The 15,300-nt window shown below is 53.3% G+C and carries 17 protein-coding genes; 4 read left to right on the top strand and 13 right to left on the bottom strand.

Translation table 11 applies throughout. From position 1 onward, the window contains the following. Window positions 1–5: 5 nt before the first annotated feature. The 12 genes from atpH to earP all read right to left on the bottom strand — a co-directional run bounded on the left by atpH (window position 6) and on the right by earP (window position 9,934). A complete protein-coding gene (gene atpH / locus ACZYUB_RS11560) occupies window positions 6–539 on the bottom strand; it encodes a F0F1 ATP synthase subunit delta (RefSeq protein WP_463948034.1) in 534 nt (177 codons plus the stop codon). A 14-nt stretch (window positions 540–553) separates the two neighbouring features. Beyond that, complete coding sequence (gene atpF, locus ACZYUB_RS11555) at window positions 554–1,024, bottom strand: F0F1 ATP synthase subunit B (RefSeq protein WP_463948032.1); 471 nt, start codon at window positions 1,022–1,024, stop codon at window positions 554–556. A gap of 55 nt (window positions 1,025–1,079) precedes the next feature. Beyond that, a complete protein-coding gene (atpE, locus tag ACZYUB_RS11550) occupies window positions 1,080–1,325 on the bottom strand; it encodes a F0F1 ATP synthase subunit C (RefSeq protein ID WP_463948030.1) in 246 nt (81 codons plus the stop codon). 34 nt (window positions 1,326–1,359) lie between these two features. Next, a complete protein-coding gene (atpB, locus tag ACZYUB_RS11545; RefSeq protein ID WP_463948028.1) occupies window positions 1,360–2,154 on the bottom strand; it encodes a F0F1 ATP synthase subunit A in 795 nt (264 codons plus the stop codon). A gap of 8 nt (window positions 2,155–2,162) precedes the next feature. Then, window positions 2,163–2,534, bottom strand: coding sequence for an ATP synthase subunit I (locus ACZYUB_RS11540; RefSeq protein ID WP_463948127.1), 372 nt, complete (start codon window positions 2,532–2,534; stop codon window positions 2,163–2,165). 331 nt (window positions 2,535–2,865) lie between these two features. Then, on the bottom strand, window positions 2,866–3,774 hold the full coding sequence (locus ACZYUB_RS11535; protein WP_463948026.1) for a ParB/RepB/Spo0J family partition protein: 909 nt from the start codon (window positions 3,772–3,774) through the stop codon (window positions 2,866–2,868). 14 nt (window positions 3,775–3,788) lie between these two features. Further along, window positions 3,789–4,574, bottom strand: coding sequence for a ParA family protein (locus ACZYUB_RS11530; RefSeq protein ID WP_460884405.1), 786 nt, complete (start codon window positions 4,572–4,574; stop codon window positions 3,789–3,791). An 18-nt stretch (window positions 4,575–4,592) separates the two neighbouring features. After that, window positions 4,593–5,210 carry a 16S rRNA (guanine(527)-N(7))-methyltransferase RsmG gene (gene rsmG, locus ACZYUB_RS11525; protein ID WP_463948125.1) on the bottom strand — a complete coding sequence of 206 codons (618 nt, stop codon included), beginning with the start codon at window positions 5,208–5,210 and terminating at the stop codon, window positions 4,593–4,595. 11 nt (window positions 5,211–5,221) lie between these two features. Further along, a complete protein-coding gene (gene mnmG, locus ACZYUB_RS11520; RefSeq protein ID WP_463948024.1) occupies window positions 5,222–7,111 on the bottom strand; it encodes a tRNA uridine-5-carboxymethylaminomethyl(34) synthesis enzyme MnmG in 1,890 nt (629 codons plus the stop codon). A gap of 494 nt (window positions 7,112–7,605) precedes the next feature. Next, window positions 7,606–8,061: an FMN-binding protein MioC gene (mioC, locus tag ACZYUB_RS11515; RefSeq protein ID WP_463948023.1), complete on the bottom strand. Its 456-nt coding sequence runs from the start codon at window positions 8,059–8,061 to the stop codon at window positions 7,606–7,608. A 102-nt stretch (window positions 8,062–8,163) separates the two neighbouring features. Then, window positions 8,164–8,727 carry an elongation factor P gene (efp, locus tag ACZYUB_RS11510; RefSeq protein ID WP_463948021.1) on the bottom strand — a complete coding sequence of 188 codons (564 nt, stop codon included), beginning with the start codon at window positions 8,725–8,727 and terminating at the stop codon, window positions 8,164–8,166. Window positions 8,728–8,770: 43 nt separating this feature from the next. Further along, entirely contained in the window at window positions 8,771–9,934 is a 1,164-nt protein-coding gene (earP, locus tag ACZYUB_RS11505) for an elongation factor P maturation arginine rhamnosyltransferase EarP (protein ID WP_463948019.1), read from the bottom strand. Window positions 9,935–10,085: 151 nt separating this feature from the next. Here earP and ACZYUB_RS11500 point away from each other — a divergent pair, with 151 nt between their 5' ends. Beyond that, entirely contained in the window at window positions 10,086–10,976 is an 891-nt protein-coding gene (locus ACZYUB_RS11500) for a DMT family transporter (RefSeq protein WP_463948017.1), read from the top strand. Between the two features lie 41 nt (window positions 10,977–11,017). Then, window positions 11,018–12,118, top strand: a complete 1,101-nt coding sequence (locus tag ACZYUB_RS11495; protein ID WP_463948015.1) for an AI-2E family transporter — start codon at window positions 11,018–11,020, stop codon at window positions 12,116–12,118. Between the two features lie 66 nt (window positions 12,119–12,184). Here ACZYUB_RS11495 and ACZYUB_RS11490 read toward each other — a convergent pair whose 3' ends face one another. Then, window positions 12,185–12,850, bottom strand: coding sequence for an OmpA family lipoprotein (locus ACZYUB_RS11490; RefSeq protein WP_463948013.1), 666 nt, complete (start codon window positions 12,848–12,850; stop codon window positions 12,185–12,187). 182 nt (window positions 12,851–13,032) lie between these two features. On the opposite strand from ACZYUB_RS11490, the gene pqiB reads away from it, so the two are divergent. Both pqiB and ACZYUB_RS11480 read left to right on the top strand, forming a co-directional pair. Next, window positions 13,033–14,682 carry an intermembrane transport protein PqiB gene (gene pqiB, locus ACZYUB_RS11485; RefSeq protein WP_463948012.1) on the top strand — a complete coding sequence of 550 codons (1,650 nt, stop codon included), beginning with the start codon at window positions 13,033–13,035 and terminating at the stop codon, window positions 14,680–14,682. After that, a complete protein-coding gene (locus ACZYUB_RS11480) occupies window positions 14,679–15,254 on the top strand; it encodes an ABC-type transport auxiliary lipoprotein family protein (RefSeq protein ID WP_463948010.1) in 576 nt (191 codons plus the stop codon). Before pqiB ends, ACZYUB_RS11480 begins: the two co-directional genes overlap by 4 nt. The last annotated feature ends 46 nt before the right edge of the window (window positions 15,255–15,300 follow it).

The following is a 15,300-nucleotide window of genomic DNA, read 5'->3' as shown; positions in this document are numbered from 1 at the left end:
CCCAATCAAGATTGCAGCGCTTCCGCCAAGCGGTTGAGTTTATTACGGATACTGGCATCGATAATGTCATCACCGGCCTTAATCACCAGCCCGGCCATCAAGGATGGATCGATGCTGAAATTCAGTTTTACGGTACGCCCGTAACGCTTCTCGAGAGAAGCCTGAATCTTGGCGACATCCGCATCGCTCAGCGGGCTGGCAGAGCACACAGAAGCATCCAGCTGTTTCTCCAGCTCGGACTTCAATGCGACAAATTCTGTCAATACCGCAGGCAATACACTCAAGCGTCCATTTTCAGCCATCACCTTTATCAGGTTCTGGCCCTGCTCATTCAGCTGGTCACCGCAAATCTGGACGAACAGGTCACCCAGCTTTTCAGTGCCTAAGGAACCGTGAAGCAAGCCCTGTACTGTGTCGTTATGCGCTACTTCCGCAGCAAACGTCAGCATCTCGAGCCACTTATCCAGCGCCTTGTGCTCAACAGCAACATCGAACGCAGCTTTGGCGTAGGGGCGAGCGACAGTTATCACTTCAGACATAGCCCCTGACCCCCTTAAAGTTCCGCAACCAGTTTATCAACCAGATCGCTATTGGCGGCCTTGTCGATTTGACGCTCCAGAATCTTCTCGGCACCAGCAACGGCCAGCAGGGCCACGTGCTTACGGAGTTCTTCTTTCGCGCGATTCCGCTCGGCTTCAATCTCGGCTTGAGCTTGCTTGAGAATCTTCTCACGCTCACCCATCGCATCCTGATTGGCCTCGTCGATGATTTGAGCACGGCGCTTGTTGGCCTGCTCGATGATCTCTGCAGCCTGCTGCTTGGCTTCTTTAATCTGTTCCATGGCTTTATTTTGCGCCAGGTCCAGATCTTTCTTCGCACGCTCTGCTGAAGACAATCCGTCAGCAATTTCTTTCTGACGTTTTTCGATGGCGGCCATCAGAGGCGGCCATACGAACTTCATGCAGAACCAGACGAAGAGGATAAAAGCAAGTGTCTGGCCGAGGATGGTTGCATTGATATCCACAGCACAACTCCTCTAGGGTAAATGGATTAACACTAGATTGAGTTCGACGTCAGCCTTATTTGGCGACAGCGAACATCACATACATACCCAGACCAACGGCGATCATCGGGATAGCGTCGACCAGCCCCATTACGATGAAGAACTGGGTACGCAGCAGTGGCAGCAGATCCGGTTGACGAGCAGCACCTTCCAGGAACTTACCACCCAACACACCGATACCAATGGCGGCGCCGATAGCAGCCAAACCCATCATCAAACCAGCAGCAATAAACAACATCTCCATGGAATTTCCTCCAAACATTTAGAAAATAACGTTAAATATCAACTTACGATAATCAATGTTCTTCATAGGCCATCGACAGATACACGATCGTCAATACCATGAAAATGAACGCCTGCAGCGTAACTATCAGGATGTGGAAAATGGCCCAAGGTACGTTCAGGAACCATTGTGACCACCACGGCAGCATGGCCGCGATGAGGATGAAGATCATCTCACCGGCATACATGTTGCCGAATAACCGAAGACCCAGCGATACAGGTTTGGACACCAGGGTGACGGTTTCCAGGATGAGGTTAATTGGCACAAAGGCCCAATGGTTAAACGGCGTGAATGTCAGTTCCTTTACGAAACCGGACAAGCCCTTCATCTTGATGCTGTAGAAGAAGATCAGGAAGAAGACGCCGAGCGCCATGGACAGCGTGATATTAACGTCAGCGGAAGGAACGACTCGCAGTTTCTGGGCATGATCCCCTGCAATTAACTGTGCCAGGGTGGGCAGATAGTCGATCGGGAGCAAGTCCATCAGGTTCATCAGGAAAACCCAGACGAAAACCGTTAACGCCAAAGGGGCGATCAATTTGCTCTTGCCGTGGAATATACCTTTTACGGTGTCATCCACGAATTCGACAACCAGCTCAACGAAGCACTGCAGTTTTCCTGGTACACCACTGCTTGCCTTGACGGCAACACGGTAAAACACCAGGAGGAATAACAGTCCCAAACCAACAGAAAATATCATGGAGTCGATATTAACCACCCAGAAGCCGGATTCAGCGCCAACCTGCCAGTGGTGCAAGTGATGCTGGATATACTCCTGAGGCGTTAGCAGTTCTGCTGTTGCAGCCATGAGTTTTCCTAGTAACGGTTGTTGAGTGTTAACGAAATTATCCACTGTGAGCACAGGGCAAGTCCGTAGGTAACAAACATGGGAGCATGCTGTACCTCCAGAAATTTGAAGGTCACCCCGAACAACACCAGGGTGGCCACCAGCTTGGCACCGGCACCACAGTAGACGTCCCACAACACCAGTCCAACGTTCAGTTCATCCGCTTGACGCGAACTTCCTATCCAGCTGTAGAGGAGTTGGGGCACCCAGTAAATTCCACCCCCAACGAGGGCAGAATAAGCCGCCCAACGACTGTCCAGAAACCACCAGATCAGTGCGATGACGACTATCAAAAAAAGCTGAATAGCGAGGACAGTCCATGCCAGCGCTTTCACACTCATCGATGAACTGCTGCCCATCAGCTTTCTCCGATCCTTGAGACACCTAAATTTCAGGCGCCTTTAATAACACAAAAATAACAATTGAACAGCTTCGTGGATCACAGGAGTTAAAAAAGTTAACTTTATGTAACTCTTTGCTGGACAATGATTTTTTGTTTCGGGTGTTTCAACATAGCCCATGAAATGGCTAAAAACCAGCATTTTGTGAGTCAGCTCAAGGTGTTGCGCTGATTCTAGACATCCGTACCGAAATACAGGAGTTGGTTATAACCAAACCAAATCGACTCATTATCCATAATAAAAATAGGGAATAAAAATTCCCTATTTTTCCTCATGATAATTCGAAGTACTGCAAAATTTTGTCCAGATCGGCCTGGTTCTGAAAGCTGATCACCAGTTTGCCTTTTTCTTTACCGGAGGAGACAAACTTGGCTGGTATCCCCAGCCGTTCGCTAACCCGGCTCTCCCAGGTGGCTAATAAAGGTTCCGGCTGGGCAACGGGTCGTTCTTCCCGAGGAGCAAGCAGACGTTGCACCATTTTTTCGGTGTCCCGAACCGTCATTCCCTTCTGTGCGACCTGACGCGCCAGCTCGGTTTGCAAAGCACCTTCCAGCCCCAGCAATGCCCGGGCGTGTCCCATATCCAGATCACCATGCTCCACTAGCCGTTTCACATCATCATTCAGCTGATTGAGCCGTAACAGGTTGGAAACCGCACTACGGGATTTACCCACCGCCTCAGCCACTTCCTGATGGGTGAGTTCAAACTCCTGCATCAGGCGTAACAAGGCGGCCGCCTCTTCAATGGCATTCAGATCTTCCCGCTGGATATTCTCGATCAGCGCGATCGCCACGGCGGCGTTATCCGCTACATTCTTGATAATACAGGGTACAGTATCCAGCCGAACCAGCTGGCAGGCTCGCCAGCGACGTTCACCAGCGATAATCTCGAAGCTTTGCTCTTCCAGTTGACGCACCACAATCGGCTGGATCACCCCTTGCGCTCGAATCGAGTTAGCCAACTCCTCCAGCGCCTCCTGAGACATATCCTTACGTGGCTGATATTTGCCAGGGCGCAACCATGACAGAGGAAGCCGGCGTAACTCGCCTTGCAATTCGTCACTGCGGGAACGAGCTTCGTCAGATTTGATATCGTCCAGGATCTGTTTCTGGCGCGCAGCGGTACTGGTTCCTAGCAGAGCTTCCAACCCTTTTCCCAAACCACGTTTCTTCGGTGTCATGTTCATTCTCTGGCTCAGGCTGATTCGAGGCTGGCTTGCTCTTCCCGGCGCAACATCTCGCCAGCCAACGCCAGGTAGGCCTTGGCTCCAACTGACGTTTTATCGTAATACATGGCGGGAGTACCGAAGCTCGGTGCCTCGGCCAGACGGACATTGCGCGGGATGACGGTGCGGTACACCTTATCGCCAAAGTGCTGTTTTAGCTGATCGGACACATCATTTGATAACCGGTTCCGGTGATCGAACATGGTGCGCAAAATCCCCTCAATCTTGAGATTGGGGTTCACCACAGCCACCAGTTTACTGATGGTATCTACCAGCGCCGTTAAGCCTTCCAGCGCGAAATACTCGCACTGCATCGGCACCAGCACCGAGTCGGCAGCCGACATTGCGTTCACTGTCAGCAGATTCAGCGACGGCGGGCAATCGATGAAGATGTAATCGTACTGATCGCGCACCGCATTCAAGGCATTGCGCAGGCGAATTTCACGAGCAAAAAACTCCAGAAGGCGAATTTCAGCCGCGGTCACATCCGAGTTGGCGGCGATCAAGTGATACCCACCCGCCGTTTCGGCGATCAGCACTTCTTTGGCCGGTAATTCATCGACCAGTAATTCATAGGCGGTACGTTCGACCTGGTATTTATCAATACCGCTGGCCATAGTGGCATTGCCCTGAGGATCCAGATCGACCACCAAAACCTTGCGTCGCGTTGCGGCCATTGAGGCAGCGAGGTTCACGCACGTGGTGGTCTTGCCGACCCCACCTTTCTGGTTCGCGATGGCGATAATTTTACCCACTGAGCTCCCCTGCTAACGCTATTGTTTTTTAAGAATGATGAGATGACGTTCGCCATCCAGTTCTGGAACGGCTAGAGGGTGCGCCCCCACCACCACAAAACCGGTTGGAAGCTGTTCCAGCTCCTCCGTCGGATAAAGCCCCTTCAAAGCCAGAAAACAGCCGTTAGCGGCTGGTAAATGGCCGCACCAGCTCAACATATCATTCAAGGAGGCGAACGCTCGACTCAATACACCGTCAAAGCCACTGTCATCATGGAAGTCCTCCACGCGTGACTGCACTGGTGTGACATTTTTCAAGCCCAGTTCCAGAATAACCTGGCGGATGAAACGAATGCGCTTGCCCAGACTATCCAGCAACACAAACTGTTTGTCCGGATTAATGATGGCCAGGGGCAACCCTGGTAATCCGGGACCGGTGCCGACATCGATAAAACGCACGCCTTGCAACCAGGGGCTAACCACCACGCTATCCATGATGTGTTTGACCAGCATGGCTTCCGGATCACGCACTGACGTCAGATTGTAAGCCTTGTTCCACTTGTGCAGCAACCCGACCAGGGCCAGCAGTTGCTGTTTCTGCTGATCGGACAGCGCAAGGTTGGTTTGCGCCAGTAACTGATTTAAACGTTGTTCCAACATCCGGTACCTCAGGCGCTCTTGCGCAATAACCCGCGCTTTTTCAGGTGAACTAGCAAGATAGATATCGCCGCCGGAGTGATCCCCGATATCCGGCTGGCTTGGCCAATCGTTTCTGGTTTGGCGTCATTGAGCTTGATCTTTACCTCGTTAGAAAGACCGGACACATCGGCATAATCCAGATCCGGTGGCAACAAGGCGTTCTCGTTACGCAGCTGTTTGTCGATCTCATCCTGCTGGCGATCAATGTAACCCGCATATTTAACCTGGATCTCCACCTGCTCGGCAGCCTGATCGTTCGGGATCCTGGGACCCAATTCCGGGATCGACATCAAGGCATCGTAGGTCACCTCGGGGCGACGTAGTAGCTCTTCCAGGCTGTGCTCACGCGCCAGGGGCGTATTCATGATGGCATTGATCCCTGCGGCAGCAGGCGACAGTTGATTAACCCAAGTGCTGCGCAAACGCTGTTGTTCCTGGGCCATCTGCTCGATTTTCTCGTTGAAGAAGCTCCAGCGTTCATCATCCACGAGGCCAAGCTCACGCCCTATAGCCGTCAATCGCAGATCGGCATTGTCTTCTCGCAGCAACAACCGGTATTCGGCGCGGCTGGTGAACATCCGGTAGGGCTCTTTGGTTCCCAGAGTGGAAAGATCATCCATCATCACACCGATGTAGGCCTGATCCCGACGTGGAGACCAAGGATCCTTGTCTTGAGCGCGCAATGCGGCGTTGATCCCGGCTAGCAGGCCTTGTGCAGCAGCCTCTTCGTAGCCGGTGGTGCCATTGATCTGGCCTGCAAAAAACAGATTCTGCAGGTGTTTATTTTCCATGTTCGATTTCAGATCCCGAGGATCGAAGTAATCATATTCGATGGCGTAGCCCGGTCGCACTATATGGGCATTTTCAAAACCGACCATGGAACGGATGATCTGGACCTGGACGTCAAACGGCAAGCTGGTTGAGACACCATTCGGATAGAGCTCGTGGGAGCTGAGGCTCTCCGGCTCGATAAAAATCTGGTGGGCATTCTTGTCGGCAAAGCGCATGACCTTGTCTTCAATCGATGGGCAATAGCGTGGGCCTATTCCCTCGATGACCCCTGCATACATGGGGCTACGGTGCAGGTTTTTCCGAATAACTTCGTGGGTCTGTTCATTGGTGTGGGTAATGAAACAGGGCACCTGACGAGGATGCTGTTCAGCCTTGCCCAGAAACGAGAAAACCGGAACCGGTGTATCACCCGGTTGTTGTTGCAAGAGTGAGAAATTGACTGATCGGCCATCGATTCGTGGCGGTGTTCCGGTTTTCAGGCGACCGATCCGTAACGGTAACTCACGCAGACGCTGGGCCAAGGAGATCGATGCTGGATCTCCAGCTCTGCCACCGCGGTAATTTTCCATACCAATGTGGATCAAGCCATTGAGGAATGTTCCTGCAGTCAGTACCACAGTTTTGCTCAGAATGCGGATCCCGGCCTGAGTGACCACACCGCAGACCCGTTCACCTTCCAGGATCAGATCGTCACAGGATTGTTGGAACAGCGTCAGATTCGGGTAATTCTCCAGTCGCGACCGGATCACGTGTTTGTATAGCAGTCGATCCGCCTGAGCTCGTGTTGCGCGAACAGCCGGGCCTTTGGAGGAGTTCAGGGTGCGGAACTGGATCCCGGCATGATCGATCGCTTGGGCCATGATACCGCCTAACGCATCGACTTCTTTGACCAGATGCCCTTTGCCTATGCCACCGATCGCTGGATTACAGGACATATGACCCAAGGTATCGATGTTATGGGTCAGCAGCATGGTTTTCATTCCCATACGTGCGGCAGCGGTAGCAGCTTCGGTACCCGCATGGCCACCGCCAACGACGATCACGTCGAACTGCTCATGATATTGCATAGGATCACCTCGAAAACGAACATCTGGATCAATAGCCAAAAGGCGGATCATTCTATCTGGTTCGGCGTCTCAGTAAAATGGCGTCTTGGTTATATCCAGGCGCGAGGATCTTGATTAATAGGATCTTGAGATCTTTAGATCGATCTTTTATTGGATCTACTATTAGGATCCAACGATCTTGTTGATAAGCCATTTTTGATCAAGAGGATCAGGATCTTATCGATGATCCAATCCTGTGATCTAGCGTCGATCAACCAACCGTGAGCCTTGTGACAAGATCGGATCTTATGCACAACACCAATCGGGTCTAGATCTTATACATGGGATAACTAATGGTTAATAAGAGGTTTTTATTACTGTTATACACATAACTTTTTTATTTTAGTGAAAGCTGTGGATTAATGTAATGAAGATGCCTTATTGCGCGTACATGTTGTGGATAACAAAAAAGGGCCTGTTGGCCCTCCTCGTATCAGAAATAATTTTTGTGGTGCTCATTGCGCCGTGAGTAGAGGGATCCACCGGGATAGCCAGCTGTCGGCGGCATCTTCCGGTATATCATGCTGCGTCACATCGATATCACAACGTTCCCCGAGAGGCATGGCCTGACAAGCATCCAGCAGCTGTTCCATCCGTTTGCCCCCCTCACAGAAGGTGTCGTAGTTGCTGTCGCCGAGGCCGATCACGGCAAAGTGGTAGTGGCTCAAGTCTGGTTTGTGCACTGCCAGCTCTTCAGCAAATGGCTTGAGATTATCCGGAATATCCCCCGCGCCATGGGTTGAGGTGACAACCAGCAGTATGTCTCCCGGTTGTCCGTTCAGGGCCGCCAGTGTTGCCGGATTGTGGCTGATCGTCTGATGCCCGGCGGCATGTAGTTTCTCGGCAACGTGCTCTGCCACATATTCAGCGGCTCCCAGAGTGGATCCAACGAGCAGGTGGATCATAGCCATACAAAGCGCTCCTTCACAAATCAGAAGGGTAGTGTAACAGGGGATGCAGAAAGTAAAAAAGGAGCCGCGATGGGCTCCTTTTTCATAGTCAAGCGGGGCTAACTAGACGCGGCGCTTGAATTCACCGGTACGGGTGTCAATTTCGATCTTGTCACCGATCTTGACGAAGTCAGCAACGGAGATGGTGAAATCGGTGCCCACCAGCTTGGCTGGCTTGGTAACCTTGCCGGAGGTGTCGCCACGAACGGCCGGCTCTGTGTATTCGACTTCACGAACTACGGAGATGGGCAGCTCGACGGAGATGGCCTTGCCATTATAGAAGGTCACTTCACAGACATCTTCCATGCCATCAACCATGTAGTTCAGAGTGTCACCGAGGTTTTCTTTCTCGATGTCATACTGGTTGTATTCGGTATCCATGAAGACATACATAGGATCGGCGAAGTAAGAGTAGGTGCACTCTTTGCGTTCCAGTTGTACGACTTCCAGCTTGTCATCAGCCTTGAACACGGTTTCGGTACCAGCGCCGGAGAGCAGGTTCTTCAGCTTCATTTTGACTACGGCAGAATTACGACCGGATTTGTTGAATTCGGTTTTCAGTACGACCATAGGGTCGTTACCAAACATGATGACGTTACCTGCGCGGATTTCCTGGGCGGTTTTCATTGGATCGTTTCCTGTATTGAACAGTGATTTTGTAAAAAACGCGTTATTTTAGCCGTTTTTCACTGAATTGCACCAGTCGGCTGGCTAAATCTCCTCCAGCCAAGGCCTGTTGTGGCCAGCTTTGTGCGTGAGCTTGCAGTTCGGTTGTGTACTGCTCCAGTGTTTGCCAGGCGCTTACGGCTGCATTTCCTTCGCCTCTGTCATAGGCGACACTAAGAGAAATCAATGCGTTATAGCAGTCTGCCGACAAATTATGGCCATATAGCCGTAAAAAGGCAGTCAGCTTTTCCAGATGGGCTTCATCGGCCTGGGGATAAATGTGCCATAGGAAGGGGCGAGCCGCCCATTGGGCTCTCAGGAAAGAGTCTTCTCCGCGTACCCAGTTGAAATCACAACTCCAGAGCAGATGATCGTATCCAGCCTGATCGGTCATCGGCAGGATCAGGATCGTCAGGGATCCTTGTTGCCAGTAATAACCGGGAGTCATAGTTTCAAGGGGTTGATCCAGCCAGGAGGCGACTGAATTCAGGATCCGTCCCTGCGGGATCAGGCAGCAGATCGGTGTATCGCTGTCCCGCCAATGGGTAAGTAATGCGGGAAGGGCCTTACTTTCATAGGTAAACAGGCTGAGGTAGCGGGTCTGTTCCGCCTGCTGCGGGAGCCCAAAACTGGAAAATAGCTGTTGCCGCGCCTCCGGGTTCTGTTGCCATTGTTGACGTTGATCCGCTAGTGAATGCTCACAAATCACGCCGCCGCTGCGCAGGGTGAAACCGGGAAAGTAGAAATACTTCTGCAAGCCATTTAACTGGAGCGAGGGCAGACCATGGCATTCGTCGATCCAGGATTCGGCACTCAGGTACTCCAGATTCAGCCACAACGGCGCTGGTTGACACTGGGTCATGCGCTGTTTCGCCAACTCGGGGAGTTCGCAGGCAAATGCCTCGATGACCAGATCGCCGGGCTGCCACGACGTTGAAAAATGGGCATCCCAATGGGCGATGTCGACCCCTTGACACTGCTGACGAGCCTGATCGAGCCGCAATTGCGGACAGATCCGGGCAAAACTGGCCAGATCATCGACCCATAAGCAGACTCGCAGGCCAAACTCCTCGACCAGTTGCCGGGCTAGACGCCAGGTCACGCCGATGTCGCCATAGTTATCGACCACGTTACAAAAAATGTCCCATCGTCTGGGATTGGCTGACATGTTTGGCTCCATTTTCGGGTCTCCGGAATGGCGCTGGTTATACAAGATCCCGATTCGGCTGACCAGCATCTGATGGATATAGGGATGCCTGTTTTATCGGCTATAATGGCTCGCCCATCGGGCTATCGATTGCCATCACGAGTTTTTTATTATGCAAGCCAATATCATGTTATTAGCTGCCGCCGCGATTTGGGGTTTCGGCTTTGTTGCTCAGCGTCTGGGAATGAATTTTCTCGAACCTTTTGCGTTTAACGGGGTTCGGTTTTTACTGGGTAGCTGCTCTTTGCTGCCGTTGATCTGGTGGTTTTCGCGTCGCCGTACACCGCAGCCTTATAGTGAAAGCTCACTTCCGCTGGCGGGTGTTCTCGCGGGGGCCGTGCTGTTCATCGCGGCAAGCTTGCAACAGGTTGGTTTGCTGTATACGACGGCGGCGAAGGCTGGATTTATCACCGGCCTCTATCTGATCCTGGTGCCGATTTTCGGATTGCTGTTGAAACACACCACGGGGATCACGACCTGGCTGGGAGCCATCTTGGCCGTCATTGGTCTCTATCTGCTCAGTATTAATGATGACTTCAGCATGTCATTTGGCGATATGCTGCAATTCATTGGTGCTTTGTTCTGGGCCATTCATATTCTGTTGATCGATCACTTCAGTGGTCGAGTGAGCCCGCTCAAGCTTTCGGCAGTCCAATTTATGGTCTGCGGTCTCTTGAGTCTGGGGGTTTCACTACTCATCGAGACCCCAACAGCATCGGCCATGCTGGCTGGTTGGCAACCGATTCTTTATGCCGGACTCGTGAGTGTTGGTGTGGCTTATACGTTGCAAGTGGTGGGACAAAAGAGTGCCAATCCGGCCCATGCTGCCATTATACTGAGTCTGGAGTCAGTGTTTGCTGTGCTTGGTGGTGTCTGGTTGCTGGACGAGACACTGACACTGCGGGCCTGGTTCGGGTGTGGTCTCATGTTGGCGGGGATGTTGCTTTCGCAAATCCGTTGGCCGGACAGGAATAAGCAGGAACCTGAGTTGCTTCCTTCCTAGGTAAATTCAGGTGTCGAATTTCATCATCAAGGGATAGAACGATGCGTCTGAGTACCATAGTGCAACCTCTGCTGGGATTGGCGCTGCTGATCGCCATCATTCTGGCCGTGCTGGCCATCATGGCCCCCTTCCTGGCCGCCATCATCTGGGCGGTCATTCTGGTTTCGGCGACCTGGGGGCCATTTCAGTGGCTCTCCCTGCGACTGGGGGGGCGCGATACCCTGGCGGCAACCCTGATTGTGTCGGCACTATTGCTGTTCGTGTTAGTGCCTTTGCTGGTTGCATCGGTTGATTTTGCCCAGCAACTGACCCATCTGGCGCGTACCATTCCCGAGCAGGTGCAGGCGGGACTTCCTGAATTGCCGAATTGGATATCCGGGCTGCCGCTGATCGGTGAGTGGGCCGCCGAGCAGTGGCTGGCCCTGCAGAATCAGGATTACCAGATCCTGGCTCAACTCAAGGGCATGGTGGGACCTGCTGCCAAGATCATGTTGAGCATGGCGGGCGCACTCGGCGGCGGATTGATGATGTTGCTGCTGAGTATTGTCATTGCCGGGGTGCTGTATGCCGAGGGTGAGACCCTGCATCGCTGGGTTATAGCCTTTAGCCACAAGGTGGCAGGACCTGCGGGCGAAAATCTACTGCGGATCAGCAATAGCACGATCCGTGGTGTGGTGTATGGTTTCATCGGCGCCGCAGTAGCACAAGGTGCTCTGGCCTGGTTTGGGCTAGCCATTGCCGGTGTGCCGAATGCCCTGAGCCTGGGGTTACTGGTTTGCCTGGTTTCCGTGATTCCCGGTGGCCCGCCCTTGATTGGATTTATTGCCGCCTATTGGTTGTTCAAACAGGGGGAGATGGTCTGGGCCGGTTTCCTGGTGGCCTGGTTTCTGTTTGTTGTCGGCACGATTGATAACGTGGTCAAGTCGTTGGTCATTGGCCGGAACAGCCCGCTTCCCTTGTCCTTGATCCTGTTCGGGGTCATTGGCGGGGCCATTGCCTTCGGCATGCTCGGGGTCTTCCTTGGGCCAACACTCTTGTCGTTGTTCTATACCCTGTTGCGTAACTGGGTGAATAAACCCGAGCTACTGGCTGGGGCTCAAGCTGAAGCCGAGGCGGAGAGTCTTGAGAATCAGACTCGGTAGAATGACCTAGGCTACACCCTGCAAAACGGCCCGTTTCGGGCCGTTTTTGTTACTGATTGCTGGAGATTAACCCTGGGTCGGGCTCAGCGTCAGGGTCACGCGGCGGTTTTGCGCTTTGCCCTCGGCCGTGGCGTTGCTGGCAACCGGTTGATCCGGGCCGACGCCACTCATATTCAGGCGACTGCCATCCACGCCCATGGTGATCAGTGCGGTGCCGACACTCTCGGCGCGCTGCTCGGACAAGCGCATATTGAGGTCGCGGCTACCGCTGCTATCGGTATGGCCCAGCACATTGATATGGGTATTTTCATACTCCTTGAGCACCATGGCTACCCCCTGCAGGGTCGTGGCGCCCGCAGGTTTCAACTGACTGGCATTGCTATCGAAGGTCACATTGTTGGGCATATTCAGGATGATCTGATCACCACTGCGAGTGACAGAAACGCCGGTTCCTTTCATCTTCTGCCGTAGTTTGGCTTCCTGGACATCCATGTAGTAGCCGATGCCGCCACCCAGTGCAGCGCCGGATGCGGCGCCAATTAAGGCTCCTTTGCCGCGATCTTTTTTCGACGAAGAGAGCACGCCGACCAGAGCTCCGGCGGCGGCCCCCATGGCGCCGCCTTTGACGGCATTGGAGGTCTGTTCTTCACCGCTGTAAGGGTTGATGGTGGTGCAGGCGCTGCCACCGATAGCGATACAAAGCGCGGTGAGCAAAATGGTTGGTTGCTTCATCAAAACTACCTGTGTGTGATAAAAATCACGCCATATATACCGAAAAATGACTGTTCAGGAAATTGAAACTGATGCGGTTGTTGGACTTGTGAGCAGGCGATAGATAACGGATCATGGTGGTCTTGCTTATCTGGCTGCTTGATTCCAGTGAGCCGATCGTTAGTGAACAAGGATGCATAGACGTGACCGATGCTCTCTCCCCGGCTAAAGCCCGGATCCGTAACTTGCGTTACATCTCACCCATCTGGATGGTTCCTATCACCGCAGCCCTGATCGGTCTGTGGCTGGTATATGTATCCTTCTCCAATCAGGGGCCGCTGGTGGTTCTCACCATGAGCAACGCGGAGGGCATTATCGCGGGCAAGACCATGATCAAGGCGCGCAGCGTCGAGGTCGGTATGGTGCAGACGGTCAAACTCAGTGAGGATTTGACCCATGTCATCATTACGGCTCGGATGGCGGTCGATACCGAAGAGTTGTTGCGGCAGGACAGTCAGTGGTGGGTGGTGAAGCCACGGATTGAACGCCAGGGGATCTCCGGCTTGGGAACTCTGCTCTCAGGATCCTATATCGAGCTGATGCCCGGGAAGAGCAAGAAGTACCGGGAGAAGTTTGTAGTCCAGGATACCGCACCAGTGGCCCAACCCGATGAGAAGGGGTTGCGGATCCGTTTGACCAGCGAGCAGAGTCGGGGTCTGAATATCGGGGATCCCGTCATGTACCGTGGATTCACCGTGGGGCGGGTGGAGCAGAGTCACTTTTCGACCGGCAGTCGGCAGATGGAATATCAACTGTTCATCACCGCACCCTATGATGGCCTGGTCACCAGTAATGTCCGTTTCTGGATGAATGGCGGTGTGCGGTTCGAGGCCTCGGCCGAAGGCATGAAGTTTGAAACCGGCTCGCTGGAAAACCTCATCAAGGGCGGGGTTAGCTTCGATGTGCCCAAGGGGTGGGGGCTTGGCAAGGCTGCAGCCAGCGGCCAGCAATTCACCTTGTATGCAGACGAAAGCAGTAGTCGTAATCGCTACTATGAGCGTTATCTGGATTATGTTCTGCTGTTCAATGATTCGGTGCGCGGTCTGAGCAGTGGCGCGCCGGTTGAATATCGCGGGATCCGTATCGGCACAGTGATGGAAGTACCATTCCAACTTGGCGACGTGGAGTTGTTGGGGCGTAATTCCGGCCTGATCCCGGTGCTGATCCGTATCGAACAGGATCGCTTTGATGAAGAGGGTGGTGATCGGGCTTTGAGTCAGCTGTCGCGAGATATCGAGCAGCAGATCCGCAAGGGGTTGCGGGCGACATTGAAGACCGGAAACCTGCTGACAGGGGCTCTGTATGTCGATTTCAATTCGGTTCCCGATAGCCTAGCGTCGGCGGGGTATGGTCGTTTCGGCTCGTATCACACCATACCGACCGTTGCCGGTGGTCTGGCTCGGATTGAACAGCAGGCCAATCGTCTGCTGAACAAGTTCAATGAGTTGCCACTGGAACAGACGCTAGGCAACCTGGATGCCATGCTCAAGGAGAGCAAACAGAGCTTTGCCGCCATGCGGGAACTGAGTAGCAACATGAACAAGTTGGCCACGCAGCCGGGGGCCCAGCAGTTACCTGCCGAGCTGACCAAGGCCATGCAGGAATTGCAGAAGACGCTACGTTCATTCTCCAGTGATTCGCCTGTGTATGGCGATCTGAACCGCTCGGTGGAATCGCTGAACAGTCTGTTGCGGGAATTGAAGCCTGCGGCTCGTAAGGTTAATGAAAAACCGAATTCGCTGATTTTTAATCAAAGTCCGGCGGATGATCCTGTACCAAGGAGTGCCAATTGATTCGTCTTCTATGTTGTTCCCTCGGGTTATGGCTGCTGACGGCTTGCAGCAGCACTGTTGCCCCCGCCTATTACGTGCTGAGCCTGCCTGGCGACCAGGCTCCCTCGCGGCAAGTAACGACCGGTCCCATGCTGGTGGTCGATCGGGTGCAGTTGCCGGAGTACCTGAATGATCTGGGTATCGCCTTCCAACAGGATGATGTACAAGTAGTGACCGCTAACCAGGCGCGCTGGGCCGAGGCGTTGGACAAGCAGCTGACTCGCAGCCTGGTGCTGAGCCTATCCCGGCAATTGCAGCAGGTTCAGGTGTTGGAGGGTGAGGGGGCCAACGACAATAGCTGGCATCTTTCGGTGAATATAACCGCCTTTCAGGGGCGTTTCGACGGTCAGGCCATAGTTGCTGGACGCTGGATTTTACGGCGTGATGAGTTGACTTACAGCCAGTCCTTCCAAAGAGAAATACCGCTGGGCGAGGATGGCTATCCCGCTCTGGTGCGAGCCTTGCGCGAGGGTTGGCAAGCTGAGGTGGTGCAGTTGGCACAGGAGCTTCAACCTACTCTCACCGCGAAGTAATACCGCGAATAAAGAAGCACATGGGCCTACGGGCCCATGTTGCTTT

Source organism: Pseudaeromonas sp. HNCC25DJ182 (assembly GCF_055413365.1).
The sequence above is the reverse complement of the archived record's forward strand: the minus strand, read 5'-3'. Positions and strand labels throughout refer to the sequence as shown.

Coding starts and splice junctions, on each gene's coding strand:
- atpB (WP_463948028.1), bottom strand. CDS start 2,154: ATGGCTGCAACAGCAGAACTGCTAACGCCTCAGGAGTATATCCAGCAT.
- mnmG (WP_463948024.1), bottom strand. CDS start 7,111: ATGCAATATCATGAGCAGTTCGACGTGATCGTCGTTGGCGGTGGCCAT.
- ACZYUB_RS11495 (WP_463948015.1), top strand. CDS start 11,018: ATGCGTCTGAGTACCATAGTGCAACCTCTGCTGGGATTGGCGCTGCTG.
- earP (WP_463948019.1), bottom strand. CDS start 9,934: ATGTCAGCCAATCCCAGACGATGGGACATTTTTTGTAACGTGGTCGAT.
- mioC (WP_463948023.1), bottom strand. CDS start 8,061: ATGGCTATGATCCACCTGCTCGTTGGATCCACTCTGGGAGCCGCTGAA.
- efp (WP_463948021.1), bottom strand. CDS start 8,727: ATGAAAACCGCCCAGGAAATCCGCGCAGGTAACGTCATCATGTTTGGT.
- ACZYUB_RS11535 (WP_463948026.1), bottom strand. CDS start 3,774: ATGACACCGAAGAAACGTGGTTTGGGAAAAGGGTTGGAAGCTCTGCTA.
- atpE (WP_463948030.1), bottom strand. CDS start 1,325: ATGTTTGGAGGAAATTCCATGGAGATGTTGTTTATTGCTGCTGGTTTG.
- ACZYUB_RS11490 (WP_463948013.1), bottom strand. CDS start 12,850: ATGAAGCAACCAACCATTTTGCTCACCGCGCTTTGTATCGCTATCGGT.
- ACZYUB_RS11540 (WP_463948127.1), bottom strand. CDS start 2,534: ATGAGTGTGAAAGCGCTGGCATGGACTGTCCTCGCTATTCAGCTTTTT.
- atpH (WP_463948034.1), bottom strand. CDS start 539: ATGTCTGAAGTGATAACTGTCGCTCGCCCCTACGCCAAAGCTGCGTTC.
- ACZYUB_RS11500 (WP_463948017.1), top strand. CDS start 10,086: ATGCAAGCCAATATCATGTTATTAGCTGCCGCCGCGATTTGGGGTTTC.